Here is a 17768-nt window from a genome sequence, read left to right on the forward strand (position 1 = left end):
CAACGCTTTCCTCGCCGAGTACCCGTGTGGAACGGGATAAAGCGGCGTCAGGCGGCGACGAGATCGCGGATCGCGGTCTGCGCTTTCTGGATTTCCTGCCCGACCAGGAGCGCGGTGAAGCGGGCGACCGAGATGCTGTGCGCCGCCGAGGCGACGGCGTCGCAGGCTTCCTGGCTCCGGCCGCGCGATGCCGCACGCGCCCGGCGAGCAACGCGTCTTCGAGCTGGCCGCACAAGTCGGGAAGCAATTCGGAGAGATCGTCGGCGAAGAGGCTCAGCGAGCCGAGCGTCCGGTACAGCTCCGCAGGGGATTCGCAGCCCCCGGCACCGGCTTCGCGACGGACCTGACTTGGCTCAAGATCGCTGATCTTGGGTAGGGTGCTGGCTGTTGAGCTGCGGTTTCGTCGTGTGAACGGCGAAAATCCGCGCACTGAGCGGCCGGTTCCAGGGGTCTGCCCGTCGCTTCCCGGTTACGGCTTCAGCGACAAGCCGGCCGCGCCGGAGTGGGGGATCGAGCGGATATCCGACGCGTGGTGCGAGCTGATGGCCCGGCTCGGCTACCGGCGGTTCGGCGCCCAGGGCAGCGACTGGGGCACCAGCATCGCCACGAGCATCGGTCAACGGCAACCCGATCGGGTCGCCGGCATCCATCTCATGCCGCCGCTCGCACCGCCCGATCCGGCCACGGTGGACGACCTCATCGGTGCCGAGCGGGCGGCGCTCGCGACACTGCGGGAGGCGTGGGAAAGCCTCCGGCAGGTCAACGAATGGATCTCCGGGTCGGCCGGCGCGCCGGTGACCGTACCCACCGGCTGTTCGGTCTTCCCCAAGGAGCTGCAGCGCCCGTCTCGGCGGTGGGCGGAGCGCCGGTTCCCCAACATCCGGTACTGGAACGAGCCCGGCAAGGGCGGCCACTTCGCGGCGTTCGAGCCAGCGTTGTTCGTCGACGAGGTCCGGTCATTCTTCCGGCTGGTCCGCTGATGGTCACCCGTACTAGGTAAGCGGCTGGCTGAAGATCAACAAGTGCCCATCGGGTGTCCGTACGTTGAAGTCGCGCATCCCGTAGGGCCGGTCAGCCAGTGGCTCGACGATGTCGGCGCCGCGGGCGCGCAGCTCGTCGTGGCAGGAATCGACGTCGTCGACGATAACCGTCACCCTGGCCGGGCCGACGCTGCTTTCGGCGTACAGGTGGAACTCGGCGGAGTCGCGGATCACGGCCGCGTAGCTAGGTGGGGTCTCCCAGGTGAATATGGTGTCGAATCCGAGCGCGTCCGTGAAGTACGACCGCGCTGCCTGCACATCTCGGCACGGCAGCACGGGAACCGCCACCCGCATGACCATTTCGTCACCTTACCTGACTTTGGCTCAAGATCGCTGATCTTGGGCAGGGTGCTGGCTGTTGAGCTGCGGTCTCGTCGTGTGAACGGCGAAAATCTGCGCACTGAGCGGCCGGTTCCAGGCTGTCTCTCGTGGCGTATGTGCGCACGGTGAAGACGGCGTCGGGGGCCAGGGCGGTGCAGATCGTGCACTCCTCGCGTCGCGGGTCGCGGGACATCGAGCACATCGGCTCGGCGCATGACGATGCGGCGTTGGAGGCGCTCAAGGCGGTGGCGAGGCAGCGTCTGGCTGCGGGGCAGCCCGAGCTCGACTTTGGCCCGGACTTCGCGGCGTTGCGGGCCGGCAGTGGTGCTGGTGGTGGGCCGCTGGTGGTGACGAGGTGTTCCGATTGCTGGTGCTGGCACGGATCGTCGAGCCGACCAGCAAGCTGGACAGTCTGCGGGTGGTCGAGGAGGCAGGTTTCGACCCGCCGGCGTACGCGACCCTCAAGCGGCGTCTGCCCGCGTTCGCGAAAGAGTCCTGGCGGCAGAAGTTGGCCGCGGCGTGCGCCCGCACCGCTGATCCGGGGCCGGCGTCACTGGTTCTCTGCGATGTGTCCACCTTGTACTTCGAGACCGATGCCGGGGACGGGTTCCGTGAGCCCGGGTTCTCCAAAGAACGCCGCCTGGAGCCGCAGATCACGATCGGGCCGCTCGCCGACGCAAGCGGGTTTCCGTTGATGGTTAACGCGTTCGAGGGCAACCGGGGCGAGACCACTACGATGCTGCCGACCATCCGTGCGTTCATGGATGCCCACCAGCTGGCTGATGTCACGGTCGTGGCCGACGCTGCCATGATCTCTGCGGCCAACCAGCAGGCCATCGAGGCCGCGGGGTTGTCGTTCATCCTCGGCGCGCGGATACCTGACGTGCCGTACGTGGTCCAGGCGTGGCGCCACGAGCACCCGGATGAGTAGATCCCCGACGGGCACATCTTCACCCAGTCCTGGCCTGCCGGCCCCAAGGACCAGCGCCGCGACCAGATCATCTACTACCAGTACCGGGCGGACTGGGGCACCGGCTTCGCGACGGAGCCGGCGCAGCGCGGTCTGCGCCTGCCCGGCCGGTGCGGGAGACGTCGCTGAATGGTCCATGCTTCGCTGATACCCGGTGGTGGCACGGCTAACCGGACGGTTGCGGGCGGTCGCCGCGGGTATCCGGGGACAATGAACGAGATCGTCGAACTGATCCGCAGGCGGGCCTGCCTCGCGGAATCCCGTGCCGCCGAACTCGTCGCCCACGCTGTGCTGCGGACGCTGTCCGAGCGGATTTCCCCGGAAGCGGCGGCGAGTCTGGCCGCGCAACTGCCGCCGGAACTGGCTGAAGACTTGCGCCCGGGCGGCGGTCCGGTCGAAGAAGGCTTTGAGCTGACGGAATTCGTGGGCTGCGTAGCTAAGCGGGCGAATCTGACGGAACCGGAGGCCGTGCACCGGGCCGCCGTGGTGCTGGACGTGCTGGGCCGGGAGACGGTGCACGTCGCGGACGAGGTGTGGGACGTGCTGCCGGAACCGTTGCGGCAGCTGGTGGAGGCGGAGCGGCTTCGGGTCGCGTGACTCAGGAGTTCCGCATCCGGGGCCGGTGCGGCTGGGCGTGGCCGCCCGGTTCGCTCGGAATGTCGCGGTCCACGTGGTCGGCGTGGTGCAGCGCCTGGGCCAGCAGCCCGCGGACGTGCTCGTCCGCGGCGGAGTAGTACACGAACGTCCCCTCGCGGCGGCCCTTGACCAGGCCCGCGAGCCGGAGCTTGGCGAGATGCTGGCTGACCGCGGTCGGCGCGGCCCCGGCCAGTTCGGCGAGGCAGGCCACCGACGATTCTCCCTGCAGGAGCGCCCAGAGCACCTTGATCCGCGTCGGGTCCGACAGCAGGCGGAAGCTTTCCGCGGCCAGGTGGACCTGTTCGTCCGACGGCATGTCGAAGTCCGGCAGGGAGGAGTGCATGACCTGATGCTACCGTCCCTTCTCGACTACCTGCGCATCTGCGCAGGTATGCTGGTAGCCGAGCGGCCCTCTTCCTGCGGTCGCGGAGGCCTCGAGGATTCCGGGAGTACCTGATGGCAGAGCCGCGCCGCGACCGTCCGCAGCCGGAGCACGGCCACGGCCACGGTCACGCTGCTGGTCACGGGCATGGGCACGAGACCTGGCGATCCCGCGTCAAGCACTTCTTCACCCCGCACAGCCACGACAGCGCCGACCGCCTCGACACCGCCCTCGAAACCAGCCGACGCGGTATCCGAGCGCTGATCTGGTCGTTCGCGGCCCTGTTCGGCACTGCGGTCGTCCAGCTGGCCCTGGTGGCTGTCACCGGCTCGGTAGCCCTCCTGGGCGATACCATCCACAACTTCGCCGACGCCCTGACCGCCCTGCCCCTGGGCATCGCCTTCGCCCTCGGCCGCCGCGCCGCGACCCGCCGCTACACCTACGGCCTCGGCCGCGCGGAGGACCTGGCCGGAGTCGTCGTGGTGCTGATCATCGCCGGATCAGCCGCGCTGGCCGCCTACGAAGCGATCGACCGCCTGCTGCACCCGCACCCGGTCCAGCAGCTCTGGGTGCTCGCCGCAGCCGGCGTGGTCGGATTCGCCGGAAACGAACTCGTCGCCCGGTACCGGATCACCGTCGGCCGCGAAATCGGCTCCGCCGCCCTGGTCGCCGACGGCCTGCACGCCCGCACCGACGGCTTCACCTCGCTGGCGGTCGTGCTGGGCGCGATCGGCGTCGCCCTGGGTTTCCCGGCAGCCGACCCGGTGATCGGATTGCTGATCACCGTCGCGATCCTGTTCGTTTTGCGTGACGCGGCCAAGGAAGTCTTCCGGCGGCTGATGGACGCCGTCGACCCGGCGACCGTCGAACTGGCCGAGCAGACAGCCGCGGCGGTGCCCGGAGTGGAGGGCGTCCGCGAGGTCCGGATGCGGTGGATCGGCCACAGCCTGCGCGCCGAACTCGCCGTGCAGGTCGCCAACACGCTCACCGTCGAGCAAGCGCACGAACTGGCGCACAGCCTGGAACACCAGCTGATCGCCGCGGTGCCCCGGCTGACCGCGGCGGCAGTGCACGTCGAACCGGCTGTCGGCGCGGAGGCCGTTCACCTCGGCTGACTGCGCATCGACCGATCGGTTGATGCACCGCTCCGCCCCGGCTGAACGGAAAGTCTGGCCACGCAGTCGATTCGCCGCACCCGTGCTGCCCGGCACGGTTGAAGGCATGGCAATCATCGAGGTGGACAACCTCGTCAAGCGGTACGGCGGGCAGACCGTGGTCGACGGGGTGAGCTTCGCCGTCGAACCGGGCGAGATTTTCGGCATTCTCGGCCCGAACGGAGCGGGCAAGACCACGACGGTCGAGTGCGTCGAAGGCCTGCGCAGGCCGGACGGCGGAGCGGTCCAGGTCTGCGGCCTCGACCCGCGGCGCGACGACGCCGAACTGCGCCAGGCGCTCGGCGGGCAGCTCCAGGAAAGCGAACTGCCGGACAAACTGAAGGTCGGCGAGGCGCTCCAGCTGTACAGCTCGTTCTACCGCGACCCGGCCGATTGGCGTGAACTGGCGGAAATCCTCACCCTCGACGGCAAACTCGGCACCCAGTTCCGCCGCCTGTCCGGCGGCCAGAAACAGCGGCTTTCGATCGCGCTCGCACTGCTCGGCAACCCGAAAGTCGCGGTGCTCGACGAACTCACCACGGGACTCGACCCGCAAGCCCGCCGCGACGTCTGGGGCCTGGTCGAACGCATCCGCGCGCGCGGCGTGACGATCCTGCTGGTCACGCACTTCATGGAGGAAGCCGAGCGGCTGTGCGACCGGCTGGCGGTCATCGACGCCGGCCGGGTCGTCGCGGTGGACAGCCCCGCCGGTCTGGTGTCGCGCGCCGACGATCAGCAGCGGATCCGGTTCCGCACGTCCGCCCCGCTGGACGACTCGGTGCTGACCGGACTGCCCGAGGTCGCCGCCGTCGAACGGGCGGGCAGCCAGATCGTCGTCACCGGAACCGGAGACCTGCTGCTGGCGGTGACAGCGGCGCTCGCCCGTCGTCGGATCGTTGTCGCGGATCTGCGGGTGGATCAGACCACGCTGGAGGACGCGTTTGTCGCGTTGACCGGCCGTTCCATCGAATCCTGAGGAGGCCCTGGTGCCTGCTTTGTCCCGGCTTGCCGCCACCGAAACGAAACTGTTCTTCCGCGAGCCGATAGTCGTGTTCTTCGCGCTCGCGTTCTCGCCGATCCTGTTCGGCGTCCTCGGCCTGATCCCGGCTCTGCGCGAACCCGGTCCGGACGGGGTTCGGCTGATCAGCCGGTACCTGCCGATCGTCGTCGCGATGGGGGTTTCGCTGTTCTCGCTCAGCGGGCTGTCGCAGCTGTTCGCTTCGTACCGCGAGAAGGGCGTGCTGCGACGGATGCGGCTCACGCCGGTGAAACCGACGGTCATGCTCGGCGCGCAGCTGCTGATGGCCGTGGTGCTGTCGGCGGCCTCGACGCTGGTCATCCTCGTGCTCGGACGGCTTGCCTTCGACGTCGACCTGCCTCGGCAACTGCCTGCGTACGCGCTCAGCTTTGCGTTGCTGGCATTGGCGTTGTTCGCGATCGGCCTGCTGGTCGCGGCGCTCGCACCGTCGGCCAAGAGCGCCAGCGCGGTCGGTTCGCTGGTGTTCTTCCCGCTCGTGTTCTTCGCCGGGCTTTGGGTGCCGCGCGCGAGCATGAACCAGGTTCTGCTGACGATCAGCGACCTGACGCCGCTCGGCGCGGGCGTACAAGCGTTGCAGGACACGGCTTCCGGGAATTGGCCGCACCTGCTGCACCTCGGTGTCATGCTAGGGTGGCTCGTCGTGGCCGGGGGCTTGGCCGCACGATATTTCCGCTGGGAGTAACTGGTGGGCATCGAGGGCGACCTGCGCGAAGAGTTCGACCGCTGGGAACGAGCACAGTCGGCGACCTTCACCGCGCTGCCTTATGTTCTTCTCGCGGTCAGCGTCACCATTACTTTGCTGGAGTTGCCGGCGCGGCTCCCGGTCGTTCTCGGGCTTTCCGCCGCGGCTGTGCTGTGGCTGCTGTGGTTTCACTCGCTTCATCCGGAATGGCACCGTAATCGTTCGCTGATGGCGGGGTATTACACCGGTCTGCTGGCGATCGCAGCGGGTCTGGCGGCCCTCGCGCCGTGGTACTGCTTGTTCGCCTTCGTCGGCTATCCGCAGGCTTTCGAGTACCTGACGGGCCGCTGGCGTTACGCTGGCGCCGCGGCCACCGCGGTGATCTCGGCGATGGCGTTCCTCGGCGGACTCTCCAAGATCAGCGCCGAGAATCTGTGGTGGGTGTGGCTGGGTGTCAGCGTGCTTTCGATCGCGCTCGCGGGAGCGGTGTTCTATTTCGTGGAAATGGCTTACCGGCGGAATGAATTGCAGAAGCAGGCGCTGGCGGAAGTGCACGAGGTGAATCTCAAACTGGAGGCCGCGCTGGCCGAGAACGCCGGGCTGCACGCGCGATTGCTGGTCCAGGCGCGCGAGGCCGGGGTCCTGGACGAACGGCAGCGGATGGCGCGCGAAATCCACGACACCCTGGCCCAGGGACTGGCCGGAATCCTGACCCAGCTCCAGGCCGCGGAACAGACCGCGGCAGAGCCCGCTGTGCTGGGTCGGCACCTGGCGAACGCGACGAACCTGGCGCGGGAAAGCCTGGTCGAGGCGCGCCGGACGGTCCAGTCCGTGGGGCCGTCGGTGCTCGCCGAAGCCCGGCTCCCGGAGGCGATCGGCGAGGTGGCCGGGAACTGGTCGGCGGCCAACGACGTCGACGCCGTGCTCACCACTACTGGGGACGCCCGGCCGATGCACACCGACGTCGAGGTGGCGTTGCTGCGGACCGCGCAGGAGGCGCTGTCGAACGTCGCCAAGCACGCACGGGCGAGCCGGGTCGGCCTGACCCTGTCGTACATGCCGGACCTGGTGACCCTCGACGTCCGCGACGACGGCGTGGGCTTCGAGCCGAATGCCAAGCGCGCCAACGGTTCCACGAACGGCGGCTTCGGCCTGGCCGGGATGCGGCAGCGGGTGCAGCGCTTGGCGGGGCGGCTGGATGTCGAATCGGAGCCGGGCCGCGGTACGGCGATTTCGGTGACTGTTCCGGCGATTCCGGCTGGTGGTGCGCGGTGATCTCATTGCTGATCGTCGATGACCATCCGGTGGTGCGCGACGGCCTGCGCGGCATGTTCGGCGCGGACCCGCGCTTCGAGGTGGTCGGCGAGGCCGCCGACGGGGCGGACGCGGTCACCGCTGGCGAGGAACTCCGCCCGGACGTCATCCTGATGGACCTGCGGATGCCGGGGACGGACGGCGTGACAGCGATCAAGGAACTGGCGAAACGCGGTGTCCCCGCGCGGATCCTGGTGCTGACGACGTACGACACCGACAGCGACGTCCTCCCCGCCATCGAAGCCGGGGCCACCGGATATCTGCTGAAGGAAGCTCCCCGGGAGGAGCTTTTCCGCGCGGTCGAGGCCGCGGCGCAAGGGCAGGCGGTGCTGTCGCCGACGGTCGCGACCCGGCTGATGGGACAGCTGCGGCAACCGGCGGCGGACCCGTTGTCGGAGCGTGAGGTCGAGGTCCTGCAGCTGATCGCGAAGGGCGCGACGAACCGCCGGGCGGCGGAGCAGTTGTTCATCAGCCAGGCGACGGTGAAAACGCATTTGCTGCACGTCTACGCGAAACTCGGCGTCAACGACCGCGCGGCGGCGGTGGCTGCGGGGTTCGCGCAGGGGTATTTGACGCTGGAGGGCTAGAGCGGGGCGTGGAGGGTGACCTCGAACGGAGTGAAGCCGCGACCACGATAGAAACTGAGCGCGGATTCGTTGGCTGCGTAGGCCGTGACACTGACCTGATTCGCGCCGGATTCTCTGGCCCACGCGAAGAACTCGTCCGCCAACGCGGTTCCGACGCCGGTTGCGCGGTGCTCGGATTCGACGCGCATGCTCTCCAGCACCCCGGCCACCGCCCCGGGCCGGAGTGGGTCGGCGCGGCGGATGCGGCCGATCAGGTGGCCGATCGCTGAGCCTGTGGGGGAGAGCGCCAGCAGGCACAGGGAATCGCTCTGGCGCACTAAGTCCGAGTAGTAGGCAGGGCCTTCGCGGTGCGGCCAGGTGAGGTCCATCCATGGATCGCGCTGCCCGCCGTCCTCGGCGAACAGGGACGTTGCCGAGGCGACGAGCTGCGGAACGGATTCAGGCGTGGCGCGGACGACGACGGCGTTCATTCCGAGAACGGTAGCCGTCGCGATTTATCTTGAAAATATCGAATTTCGCGCGACAAATCGGCCTGCTGGCGGAGGATGTCGCACGCCCGCCAACGGCTAGGCCGACCAGACCCGTTCCCCGCCAACCCAAGTCTCCCGCACCCGCACCCGATCCAACGTCTCCGGATCCGCCTCGAACGGGTCCTCCGCCAGCACCGCGAAATCGGCCAGGAAACCCGGCGCGAGCTGGCCCTTCGTCGTATCCTCGCCAGAAGCGTAAGCCGACCCCGTCGTGTACACGCCAAGCGCGGCCTCGACGCTGATCCGCTGCGAAGGCCCGAACAACTCCCCGTCCGGAGCACGGCGCGTCACGCAGCTGCGCAGCGCGTACAACGGCGGGAACGGCCCGCACGGGTGGTCGGACGAGCCCGCGACGGCGACTCCGGCGTCGAGCATCGACCGGTGGGCGAACATCCGCTCGACGCGCTCCGCCCCGTAGTACTGGGTCAGCTTGTCCCCGTGCGCGGCGGCGTAGTTCGCGAACGGCACCGCGACCATTCCCTGGTCGCGCATGCGCTTCAGGATCTCGTCGTCGATGATCGAACAGTGTTCGATGCGGTGTCGCGGGTCCTGCCGCGGGTTGGCGGCTTGCGCCTGGTCGACGGCGTCCAGGACGCGGCGGATCGCGCGGTCGCCGTTGGCGTGCACGCAGACTCGCCATCCGGCGTCGTGCACGTGCCGCACGGTGTCGGCCAGCTGGGCGGCGGAGACGCGCTCCAGGCCGTAGCTGTCGGTGCCTTCGATGGGCTGTTCGACCAGGCAGGTTCCGCCGTTGACGGCACCGTCGGCGAAGGTCTTGACGCCGCCCAGGCGCAGCCGGGTTTCCGGAGTGAGCGGGGCGGAGGGGAGAGCGCGGAAGTAGTCGAAGTGGTCGTAGGCGGCGAGGGCGTTCACGCGCAGGGTCAGCTGGTTCTGGTCGGCCAGGTGGCGGAGCATCTCCCATTCGGTGCGGCCCACCAGGGCATCGCCGACCGACGTGATGCCCGCGGCGTGCAGGTCGGCGGCGTGCCGGGTGAAGGCTGCGGCCAGGACCTCGGTGGACGGGTCCTTCACGATCGTCGGGCGCGGGGTGAAGGCCGGGAACGCCAGGTCGTAGAGGGCCTGGTCGTGGATGACGCCGTCGAGGCGGCCGGCGGCGTCGCGGCCGAGGTGGCCGCCGGGCGGGGGTTCGCTGGCGTCGGTGAGACCCGAGAGGGCGAGGCCGGGGGAGTTGATGACGCCGGCGTGCAGCGTCACGTGCACGACCAGTACGGGGTGGTCCGGGCAGGCTTCGTCCAGTTCGGCGCGGGTGAGTTCGCGGCCGCCGTTGCTGCGGAAGGAGTCGTAGCCGCAGCCGATGACCCATTCGCCGGGCGGCGTCGCGGCGGCTCGTTCGCGCAGGGCGGCGGTGAGGTCCGCGGTCGAGCGGATCCGCGACGGCGAGAGGTCGACCTGCAGGGATTGCGCGGCGACGACGGTCGGGTGCTGGTGGGCGTCGTTGAAGCCGGGGATGACGGTGGCGTCGCCGAAATCGTGCAGCTGAGCCGAGGGGAACTCGCCGCGCAGGTCGGCGACGCTGCCGTGCGCGACGACCCGTTCGCCGCGCATCGCGAAGGCCGGGGGCTCGGCGCCGGCCATGGTCACGATGCGCCGGGCGGTGACGATCTGCACGGATTCCGGTGCGGACACGAGGTTCCCTCCAGGTTCGAAGCAGGCTGCCGCGCGGCGCTGTGTCCACAAAGGACGGTGTGACCACGGTGCCGCACCGCCGATTCTAGGGGCGGCGCGGGCACCGGCGCATCGTCGAAGCGGGTTGCGGCAATCGGGTGATCTAGGTCCCAACCGGGGGAACTCCGGAATGAGGACCGGCCCCTCGGCGGTGTATACGCTGGAAGCACAGGGCACCAGGCCCGGCTCCCGCGGCGGCAGGAGGCTCGCATGTCCGGCACCGGTTCGGCGCGCGCCGCGCTCACCGCCGCGGCGCAGCCGTGGGAGATCCAGGTCGGCCGCGACCTCGCCGACCGGCTCGAGACCAAACCGCCTTCCCGCTGGTCCCGGCCGGGCGCGGCGGCCGAGGACCTCGCGGACCTGGTCGGCCCGGGCGAGGTGGTGCTGGCCCCGTCGGCGACCCGGCCCTCCGGCGACGGCGTGGTGTGGACGCCGGAGCAGGCGCTGGGCGCGGGCGCGCGCGGAGTGGCGCTGTGGGTCGACGACCTGCCGTATCCGCGCATCGTCGGCGCGATCCCGTACCCGGAGCTGATCGCGGTCGAGCACGCGATGGCGGGCAAGCACTCCTGCCTGGTGCTAACCGGTGTCCGGACGACACTGGTTTTCCGCTACCGCTCGTGGGCGTGGCCCGCGGTGGCGGACCTCCTGACGCACGTGCGGTCGCGCGCGCACCGGCCCGGCGCGGCGGAACCGGCGCACGCGGGGCCGCCTTCCCTTGGCTGGGACCGGCTTCCGGCGTCGCCGTTGGTGGCACTCGGACATACCCGGCATACGCGCTACCTCGGCGCGGAGCCGGAGCTGCCGCGGCGATGGCTGTGGCAGCAATCCCGGCCCGCGGCGTTCGTCGTGCTGACGCGGCAGGAGCTGGTGGTCGTCCGGCATGTGCTGGGGCGGCGGCCGTTGACGCACGGGGTGCAGTTGCTGGCGGTGGCTCGGGATCGGATCACTGGGCTTGCTGTGCGGGGTGATCGGTTGCGCGTCGCTGCGTCGGCGAGCGGGTTCGACGTGGACCTCGGCGCTGAACTGGCGGAGGAGGCGCGGTTGCGGTTCGGGCCGATGCTGCGCGCGGACGGGCGGCGGCGAGTGGTGCGGAGGGCGTCGAAGGCTGCTCCGCAAGCCTGACAGAAGTCCGTGAAGGCCACCTTCACGGACTCAGAGTCCCTCAGGGTTCCCCTCACGGCCAATCCTCGGCGAGTTGTCACAAACCGGGCGGCAGTCCGGTCATAGCCGACGATCTGGCTGATCTACTCCTGAGGAGAATTCATGAGCTTGGCCCCTTCCGCCCGTCTCGACGAGGCGGTCCCTTCGCGGTACGCGCTCAAAGTCGGCGACATCGACGTGCTGGTGATCAGCGACGGCGTGCTGCCGATCACCGCCGAAACGCTGGCCACCAACGCCGAACGGGCCGATCTCGCCGCTTGGCTCCGTGAGATGTTCCTGCCGCCGGAGATGATCGACTGGCCGCTGAACGTCGCCGTGGTGCGCAGCGGCGGCCGGACGGTTCTGATCGATTCCGGGCTGGGCACCGAATTCCCGGGCTTTCCGCGCGCCGGACAGCTGGCGACCCGGCTCGTCGCGGCGGGCATCGACCCGGCGTCGGTGACCGACGTGGTGCTCACCCACCTGCACATGGACCACATCGGCGGGCTGCTCGTCGAGGGGCTCCGCGGCCGCCTGCGCGAGGACGTGCGGGTGCACCTGGCGTCGGCCGAGGCGGAGTTCTGGCAGGCTCCCGATTTCTCCCGGACTGTCATGCCGGAGCCGATCCCGGAGGTGCTGCGCACGACCGCCACGCGGTTCCTCGACGTGTACCGCGGCCAGTTGCGTCCGTTCGAGACGGAGCACGAGGTGGCGCCGGGCGTGCGGATCTGCCGCACCGGCGGGCACACGCCCGGCCACAGCATCGTCCGGCTGGAGTCCGGCGGCGACCGGCTGACCTTCGCCGGAGACGCGGTGTTCCAGCCCGGGTTCGAGAATCCGGACTGGTACAACGGTTTCGAGCACGACCCCGAGGAGTCGGCGCGGGTCCGGATCCGGCTTTTGCGGGAGCTGGCGGCCAGCGGCGAGCAACTGGTGGCCACCCACCTGCCGTTCCCGTCGGTGTGCCATGTGGCGGTCGCGGGCACCGCGTTCCGTTTCGTGCCGACGGTGTGGGACTACTGACCGGGCGGCCGCTTCTTTGACTGGGTCCCCGGGCGCGGTTTCGCTTCGCGCCCGGGGAACCCGCCCGGCGCATGACGTCTGCACCAGCGCGTGAACTTGTGGTAAGCAAGCGGGCTATGCGCGGAAAGATGATGCGCGGCCTGGCGGTCGCCGCGATGAGCCTGCTGACCTGCCTCGTCGCCGCACCGCCGGCGCCGGCCGCACCGGAGCCGAAGGCTCCGCCCGAGTTCGTCGCTCTGCGCGACGTCGACCCGACTATCGTGCAGGAAATCCGCTACATCACGCCGCACAACTTCACCGGCGCGCCGGTCGACGGCTACCGGCAGCCGATGTGCATCCTGACCCGGGACGCCGCGGTCGCGCTGCACAAGGCGCAGCTGTCGTTCCTGCGGCAGGGCTACACGCTGAAGGTGTACGACTGCTACCGCCCGCAGCGCGCGGTCGACAACTTCGTGCGCTGGGCGGAGGACCTGTCCGACCTGCGGATGAAAGCCGAGTTCTACCCGCGCGTGGAGAAGAACCGGCTTTTCGAGGACGGCTACATCGCGGCGAAATCCGGCCACAGCCGGGGAAGCACGGTGGACCTGACGCTCGTCCGCCTCCCGGCGTTCCCGACGCGGCCGTACCACCCCGGCGAACCGCTGAAGCCTTGCTACGGACCGAAAACCGAGCGGTTTCCGGACAACTCGCTCGACATGGGCACCGGCTTCGACTGCTTCGACACCCTCGCGCACACGCTCGACCCGCGGATCGTCGGGAAGCAGAAGGCGAACCGGATGCTCCTGCTGCACGGGCTGGAGCGGGCCGGGTTCAAGAACCTGCCCGAGGAATGGTGGCACTACACGTTCCAGCCGGAGACGTTCCCGGACACCTATTTCAATTTCCCGGTTTCGCGGAGGTCGCTGCGTTGCCCGGTGGGCTAGCTTGCCGTGAGGGTTCCCCTCACGGACTCTGATTCCCCATGCCAGGAACTCAAGCCGCGCGGCCTCGGCCCGCTGACCGTCCATAAAGGACATCAGTGGCACCGAACTGCCCGATATGTCACCATGTGACCGTGTCTTGAAGTCCGTGAGGGGAACCCTGAGGGAATCTGATTCCCTCAGGGTTCCCCTCACGGACCATCATCCGGCTTCCGCTCCCGGGTCCGGGGCCCACAGCGACCTGCGCTCAACCGGACCGAACCAGCCGAGCTGGGGAAACAAGCCGGAAGCGCGTCCACATCACAACCTTAAGTTCCTGGCGTTGACTCTGATTCCCGCAGGGTTCCCCTCACAGCACGCGGCATCCTCGCGCAGCCGCTCCGAAGCGGCCCGCTAGGACTGGGGAAGCCGGGTCGCGACGACCCCCGCGACTGACTTCGCGGTGTCGCAGATAGCGGTCAGATTGCCTTTGTCCGCCTCGTCGGTGATCTCGACCAGCACGACCTCGTCCCGCCGGTCCGGTGTTCCTTCCTGCGTCGGGAGAGCTGGCGAGTACGTGCGGTAGACGACGGTGACGTCGCACGTGTCGCCAGCGTTTTCGTGCGGATCGACGTATGCCGGCCGCCCGCCGACGGTGGTGCGGGTCTGGCCGTCCGGCGCGTTCGTGGACAGCGGCCACTGCCGGTCGTAGTAGAGGTCGACCGACTTCGCGTCGTGCCCCCACGAACAGGCCCAGTCCGCGAAATACCGGTCGACGGGGTAGTCCGGCCCGACGGTCCGGCGGAGCGTGGCGTCGTCGACCAGCGTGCAGGCGTCCGTCCGTGCCAGCGAATCCGGCGGGAACGGCTGGGCACGGCGGGCGATCGGGCCGCGGGCCACTCGCGCGTAGGCGTCGCCGACGACCGCGTCCGACATCGCGCACAGCTGCGGCGCTGCGGCACTGTCGGAGCGGACCGAGCTCACCGTGACGACACTGAGATCGGGCAGGGTGAAGGAACGGCGGCACTTCCCGGAGTCGGGATTCGGCCGCTGGATCTCGCCGAGCTTGCCGCGGACCGGCGGCACTTGCGGGTACTCCTCGGGTCCGGACAGCTCGAGGCTGGTCGCGATCGTGCCGCCGCCGTCGGGCAGGCTCGTGTTCAGGTCGCAGCGGGCGAACGTGCCGAGGTTCGGTTCGAGGAAGACTTTGCCGTACTGGCTCAGGGAATTCACCGACAGCAGCGAGCACGGATCCGCGGTGTGCGGGTCGCCGACGAGGTCCGGCGACGGCGGTGCGGCCGTCGCGTTCGCGGGTGGTGCGTCGTCGCGGGTGAAGGCGAGAAACCCGGCTGCCAGCAGGATAATCGCGCCGAGCGTCGCGCCGATGAGCACTGGCCGCTTGGGTTTCTTCACTGCGCGGGGTACCGGGGAGCCGCGCAGGAAGCCTTCGACCTCGACCTCGACCGCGGTCGGGCGGCTTTCCGGCTGACGGCTGAGCATCGCCTGCAACGCGGGCCTGAGCTCACGGGCGTTGCGCGGCGATTCGGGCGTCCCTTCCGCAGCCCGGCGCAGCTGCGCGAACGGGCCGTTTTCCCCGCTGCCCCAAGGGGAACCGCCCTCGACGGCGGCGAACAGCGTCGCCCCGAGCGAGAAGACGTCCGACGCGGCGGTGGCCGCCTCGCCGTTCGCGACTTCCGGCGCGAGGTACCCCGCGGTGCCGCCGACGCGGGCGCTGTCGGTGAGCGTGACCTCGTGTCCGCGGGAAATGCCGAGGTCGGCGAGCTTGGCGGTGCCGTCGTCGGCGACCAGGACGTTGCCCGGGGCGAGGTCTCGATGCACCATGCCGCGCGCGTGCATCGCGGCGAGCGCGGCCGCGATCTGCACGCCGACCGCGGCGGCTCGCTCGGGTGTCAGGACGCCGTCGGCGTGCACGATCTCGGCCAGGCTGCGCGCCGGGAGGTACTCCATGACGAGCCATCGGTCGGAGCCGTCGGAAACGGAGTCGTAGACCGCGACGATGTTCGGGTGCTGCAAGGCCGCGCCGAGCCGGGCTTCGCGGCGGATCTGCGGCTCGTCGCCGTCGAGCGACCGTTTGAGCGCGACCGTCCGCCGCAACTCGAGGTCGCTGGCCCGCCAGACGACACCCATCCCGCCGGCTCCGAGGCGTTCCTCGAGCCGGTAACGCCCGGCGATCACCTGCGGAGCAGCCACGGCGACAGCTTAAAGCGCGCTTTCCCGGACTGCCCTCTGGCCGCTTCCCTCAGCCCTCCTTCGCGGCGGACTTCCGCAATCCCCGGCGCACCAGCGGCCAGAACGCCGCGATCACGGCCAGCGACACGATGCTGGTCCACACCTGGGTGCGGGCGGAGTCGTCGGTCAGCAGCATGACGACGATGATCGCCACGACGCCGAGGACGGTCAGAATGCCCAGCCACGGGTGCAGCCACATCTTGAGCTTCAGCCCGGCGCGTTCCTCCGGCGTCATCTTGTGCCGCATCCGCATCTGGGTGAACGCGATGAACGAATACACGAACAGCGCGACCAGGCCCGCGGAGTTCATGATGAAGTCGAAGATGCCGGAGTCCGGCGCGACGAAGTTGACGAAAACCGCGATGTACCCGCCGATCGTGCAGGCCACCACCGCGATGACCGGCACGCCGGACTTGCTCTTCTTCGCCACCACGCGCGGCGCGAGCCGTTTCTCGGCGAGCGCGGAGAACATCCGTCCGGCGGAGTAAAGCCCGGAGTTGAGCACCGAACACGCGGCGGTGAGCACGACCGCGTTCATCACCAGACCGGCGCCGGGGAGCCCGAACAACGTGAAGGCGTGCGCGAACGGCCCTTCCTGTTTGGGATTCGGCAGCTGGTTCCAGGGGACGATGGTGACGATCAGCAGCACCCCGCCGACGAAGAACAGCAGGATCCGCCAGATCACCGTGCTGACCGCCTGCCGCACGCCCTTGGCCGGATCCTCGGACTCGGCCGCGGCCATCACGGCGATCTCGGTGCCGAAATAGGAGAAAATCACGATCGCGACGCCGCTGAGGATCGGCCACCAGCCGTGGGGCGCAAACCCGCCGTGCTGCCAGAGGTTCGGGACGGAGAAGCTCGCCTTCGGCCAGAGCCCGAACGCGAACAGCGTGCCGACCGCGAGGAACACGATGATCGCGGCGACCTTGATGCTCGCCAGCCAGTACTCGACCTCGCCGAACGACCGCGCGGACACCAGGTTCGTGGTGGTGAAGAACAGCAGCAGCACGACGGAGAACACCCACTGCGGCACCGCGGGGAACCATCCGCCGAGCACCGACCCGCCGACGACCGCCTCGAACGCGATCACGCCGATCCAGTAGTACCAGTACAGCCAGCCGACGAGATACCCCGCCCACTCGCCGAGCCCCACCCGGGCGTACTCCATGAACGACCCGATCGCCGGACGCGCCGCGGCCATCTCGCCGAGCATCCGCATCGCGAGGAAAACGAGGAGGCCGCCGATGAGATAGGAGAGGACGGCGGCTGGTCCGACTGCGCGCACTACGTTTCCGGAACCGACGAAGAGGCTGGCTCCGATGATGCCGCCGAGCGCGATCATGGTGATGTGGCGGGAACGGAGCTTTTTGGGGCCGGTCTTCGCTTCGGGCGGAGTGGTTTCGGCTGCGGCTGTTTTGCTCGCGGGCGACTCTGCTGAGGTCGCCGGGCGTGCAGTCGCGGCTGCTTTGCTGGCGGGCGCTTCCGCCGGGGGTGGTGTGCTTGCGGACGTTTCGCCCGGGGCCGTCTTGCCGCTGGCCGCGTCGGCGGGGGTGGTGTTGCGGGGAGCTGTTTCGGCCGGGACGGCTGTGCGTTCAGCTTCCTCCGCTGGGACCGCCTTGCCTGCCGTCGCCTCGCCGGGCGTCGTCGTGCCTGCGGTCGCCTCGCCCGGAGCCGCCGTGCGTTCGGCTGCCTCCGTCGGGACCGCCTTGCCCGCGGTCGCCTCGCCAGGGGTCGTCGTGCCCGCGGCCGCTTCGTTCGGGGTCGCCTCGCCCGGGGTGTCCGGGCTTCCCTGGCCCTGCCCGGTGATCCGATCAGCCATCGATCGATCTTCCTCTCGTTCGGCCGTGCCGTCCCGCGGTCGCGCCCCCGGCCGACAACGTTGTCGGAAACGGCCGCGGAGCTGGGCCTCGCTGACGCGGGGACAGTGTGCGGCCGCCGGGTCCGTCGAGGCTAGGTGCGAGCGGGGGCGGATGCCGCGCGGGGGAGTTGTCGATCATCCGAATGGAGCAGCATCGCGCGCCGGGTTTTGCCTGGCTGTGCGCAGAGTCGCGCGGACCGGTTCGGGCCGTTGTCGCCCTAAATCCCGGCTGACCGGGGATTCGGCCGCTTGCGGGT

The 17768-nt window shown here is 69.6% G+C and carries 16 protein-coding genes and 2 pseudogenes; 12 read left to right on the forward strand and 6 right to left on the reverse strand.

Annotation, left to right across the window (positions count from 1 at the left end):
* Positions 1–407: 407 nt before the first annotated feature.
* The gene (locus ACFORO_RS39275) at positions 408–980 is read left to right on the forward strand and encodes an alpha/beta fold hydrolase (RefSeq protein WP_377871502.1); all 573 of its coding nucleotides are present in this window, start codon (positions 408–410) and stop codon (positions 978–980) included.
* A 12-nt stretch (positions 981–992) separates the two neighbouring features.
* On the opposite strand, the gene ACFORO_RS39280 is transcribed toward ACFORO_RS39275, so the two are convergent.
* Positions 993–1340 (reverse strand): bleomycin resistance protein, encoded by a 348-nt coding sequence (locus tag ACFORO_RS39280; protein ID WP_354746548.1) that lies wholly within the window; start codon positions 1338–1340, stop codon positions 993–995.
* A 128-nt stretch (positions 1341–1468) separates the two neighbouring features.
* Here ACFORO_RS39280 and ACFORO_RS46685 point away from each other — a divergent pair.
* The 3 genes and pseudogenes from ACFORO_RS46685 to ACFORO_RS39290 form a co-directional block, all read left to right on the forward strand.
* Positions 1469–1648: pseudogene (locus ACFORO_RS46685) on the forward strand (IS1634 family transposase); the annotation flags it as partial.
* Between the two features lie 50 nt (positions 1649–1698).
* Positions 1699–2385: pseudogene (locus ACFORO_RS39285) on the forward strand (IS1634 family transposase); the annotation flags it as partial.
* Positions 2386–2541: 156 nt separating this feature from the next.
* On the forward strand, positions 2542–2928 hold the full coding sequence (locus ACFORO_RS39290; RefSeq protein WP_377871501.1) for a DUF2267 domain-containing protein: 387 nt from the start codon (positions 2542–2544) through the stop codon (positions 2926–2928).
* A 1-nt stretch (position 2929) separates the two neighbouring features.
* On the opposite strand, the gene ACFORO_RS39295 is transcribed toward ACFORO_RS39290, so the two are convergent.
* The gene (locus ACFORO_RS39295; protein ID WP_377871500.1) at positions 2930–3310 is read right to left on the reverse strand and encodes an ArsR/SmtB family transcription factor; all 381 of its coding nucleotides are present in this window, start codon (positions 3308–3310) and stop codon (positions 2930–2932) included.
* 113 nt (positions 3311–3423) lie between these two features.
* Here ACFORO_RS39295 and ACFORO_RS39300 point away from each other — a divergent pair, with 113 nt between their 5' ends.
* The 5 genes from ACFORO_RS39300 to ACFORO_RS39320 all read left to right on the forward strand — a co-directional run bounded on the left by ACFORO_RS39300 (position 3424) and on the right by ACFORO_RS39320 (position 8125).
* Positions 3424–4464, forward strand: a complete 1041-nt coding sequence (locus ACFORO_RS39300) for a cation diffusion facilitator family transporter (protein WP_377871499.1) — start codon at positions 3424–3426, stop codon at positions 4462–4464.
* Positions 4465–4570: 106 nt separating this feature from the next.
* Complete coding sequence (locus ACFORO_RS39305; protein WP_377871497.1) at positions 4571–5479, forward strand: ABC transporter ATP-binding protein; 909 nt, start codon at positions 4571–4573, stop codon at positions 5477–5479.
* A 10-nt stretch (positions 5480–5489) separates the two neighbouring features.
* Positions 5490–6224: an ABC transporter permease gene (locus tag ACFORO_RS39310; RefSeq protein ID WP_377871496.1), complete on the forward strand. Its 735-nt coding sequence runs from the start codon at positions 5490–5492 to the stop codon at positions 6222–6224.
* A gap of 3 nt (positions 6225–6227) precedes the next feature.
* Positions 6228–7499 (forward strand): sensor histidine kinase, encoded by a 1272-nt coding sequence (locus ACFORO_RS39315; protein ID WP_377871495.1) that lies wholly within the window; start codon positions 6228–6230, stop codon positions 7497–7499.
* Positions 7496–8125: a response regulator gene (locus tag ACFORO_RS39320; RefSeq protein WP_377871494.1), complete on the forward strand. Its 630-nt coding sequence runs from the start codon at positions 7496–7498 to the stop codon at positions 8123–8125. Before ACFORO_RS39315 ends, ACFORO_RS39320 begins: the two co-directional genes overlap by 4 nt.
* Here ACFORO_RS39320 and ACFORO_RS39325 read toward each other — a convergent pair.
* Together ACFORO_RS39325 and ACFORO_RS39330 are read right to left on the reverse strand one after the other, a co-directional pair.
* The gene (locus ACFORO_RS39325; protein ID WP_377871493.1) at positions 8122–8595 is read right to left on the reverse strand and encodes a GNAT family N-acetyltransferase; all 474 of its coding nucleotides are present in this window, start codon (positions 8593–8595) and stop codon (positions 8122–8124) included. The two genes, ACFORO_RS39320 and ACFORO_RS39325, sit on opposite strands and share 4 nt — an antisense overlap.
* 96 nt (positions 8596–8691) lie before the next feature.
* Complete coding sequence (locus tag ACFORO_RS39330) at positions 8692–10302, reverse strand: amidohydrolase (RefSeq protein ID WP_377871492.1); 1611 nt, start codon at positions 10300–10302, stop codon at positions 8692–8694.
* Between the two features lie 249 nt (positions 10303–10551).
* Here ACFORO_RS39330 and ACFORO_RS39335 point away from each other — a divergent pair, with 249 nt between their 5' ends.
* From ACFORO_RS39335 to ACFORO_RS39345, 3 genes are all read left to right on the forward strand, one after another.
* Entirely contained in the window at positions 10552–11463 is a 912-nt protein-coding gene (locus ACFORO_RS39335) for a hypothetical protein (RefSeq protein WP_354746568.1), read from the forward strand.
* Between the two features lie 141 nt (positions 11464–11604).
* Complete coding sequence (locus ACFORO_RS39340; RefSeq protein ID WP_377871491.1) at positions 11605–12504, forward strand: MBL fold metallo-hydrolase; 900 nt, start codon at positions 11605–11607, stop codon at positions 12502–12504.
* Positions 12505–12620: 116 nt separating this feature from the next.
* Complete coding sequence (locus ACFORO_RS39345; protein ID WP_377871490.1) at positions 12621–13427, forward strand: M15 family metallopeptidase; 807 nt, start codon at positions 12621–12623, stop codon at positions 13425–13427.
* 390 nt (positions 13428–13817) lie between these two features.
* Here the strand turns inward: ACFORO_RS39345 and ACFORO_RS39350 are convergent, their stop codons facing one another.
* Both ACFORO_RS39350 and ACFORO_RS39355 read right to left on the reverse strand, forming a co-directional pair.
* Entirely contained in the window at positions 13818–15614 is a 1797-nt protein-coding gene (locus tag ACFORO_RS39350; RefSeq protein ID WP_377871489.1) for a serine/threonine-protein kinase, read from the reverse strand.
* 49 nt (positions 15615–15663) lie between these two features.
* A complete protein-coding gene (locus tag ACFORO_RS39355; protein ID WP_446681605.1) occupies positions 15664–17472 on the reverse strand; it encodes an amino acid permease in 1809 nt (602 codons plus the stop codon).
* Positions 17473–17768 lie beyond the last annotated feature (296 nt).

The sequence above is a fragment of the Amycolatopsis halotolerans genome, from assembly GCF_042647905.1.
Lineage (GTDB): Bacteria > Actinomycetota > Actinomycetes > Mycobacteriales > Pseudonocardiaceae > Amycolatopsis > Amycolatopsis halotolerans.

Bases quoted from the DNA above. Each gene is read 5' to 3' on its own strand.
- ACFORO_RS39280 (WP_354746548.1), bottom strand. From the start codon at position 1,340: ATGGTCATGCGGGTGGCGGTTCCCGTGCTGCCGTGCCGAGATGTGCAG.
- ACFORO_RS39290 (WP_377871501.1), top strand. From the start codon at position 2,542: ATGAACGAGATCGTCGAACTGATCCGCAGGCGGGCCTGCCTCGCGGAA.
- ACFORO_RS39295 (WP_377871500.1), bottom strand. From the start codon at position 3,310: ATGCACTCCTCCCTGCCGGACTTCGACATGCCGTCGGACGAACAGGTC.
- ACFORO_RS39300 (WP_377871499.1), top strand. From the start codon at position 3,424: ATGGCAGAGCCGCGCCGCGACCGTCCGCAGCCGGAGCACGGCCACGGC.
- ACFORO_RS39305 (WP_377871497.1), top strand. From the start codon at position 4,571: ATGGCAATCATCGAGGTGGACAACCTCGTCAAGCGGTACGGCGGGCAG.
- ACFORO_RS39325 (WP_377871493.1), bottom strand. From the start codon at position 8,595: ATGAACGCCGTCGTCGTCCGCGCCACGCCTGAATCCGTTCCGCAGCTC.
- ACFORO_RS39335 (WP_354746568.1), top strand. From the start codon at position 10,552: ATGTCCGGCACCGGTTCGGCGCGCGCCGCGCTCACCGCCGCGGCGCAG.
- ACFORO_RS39340 (WP_377871491.1), top strand. From the start codon at position 11,605: ATGAGCTTGGCCCCTTCCGCCCGTCTCGACGAGGCGGTCCCTTCGCGG.
- ACFORO_RS39345 (WP_377871490.1), top strand. From the start codon at position 12,621: ATGCGCGGAAAGATGATGCGCGGCCTGGCGGTCGCCGCGATGAGCCTG.
- ACFORO_RS39355 (WP_446681605.1), bottom strand. From the start codon at position 17,472: ATGGCTGATCGGATCACCGGGCAGGGCCAGGGAAGCCCGGACACCCCG.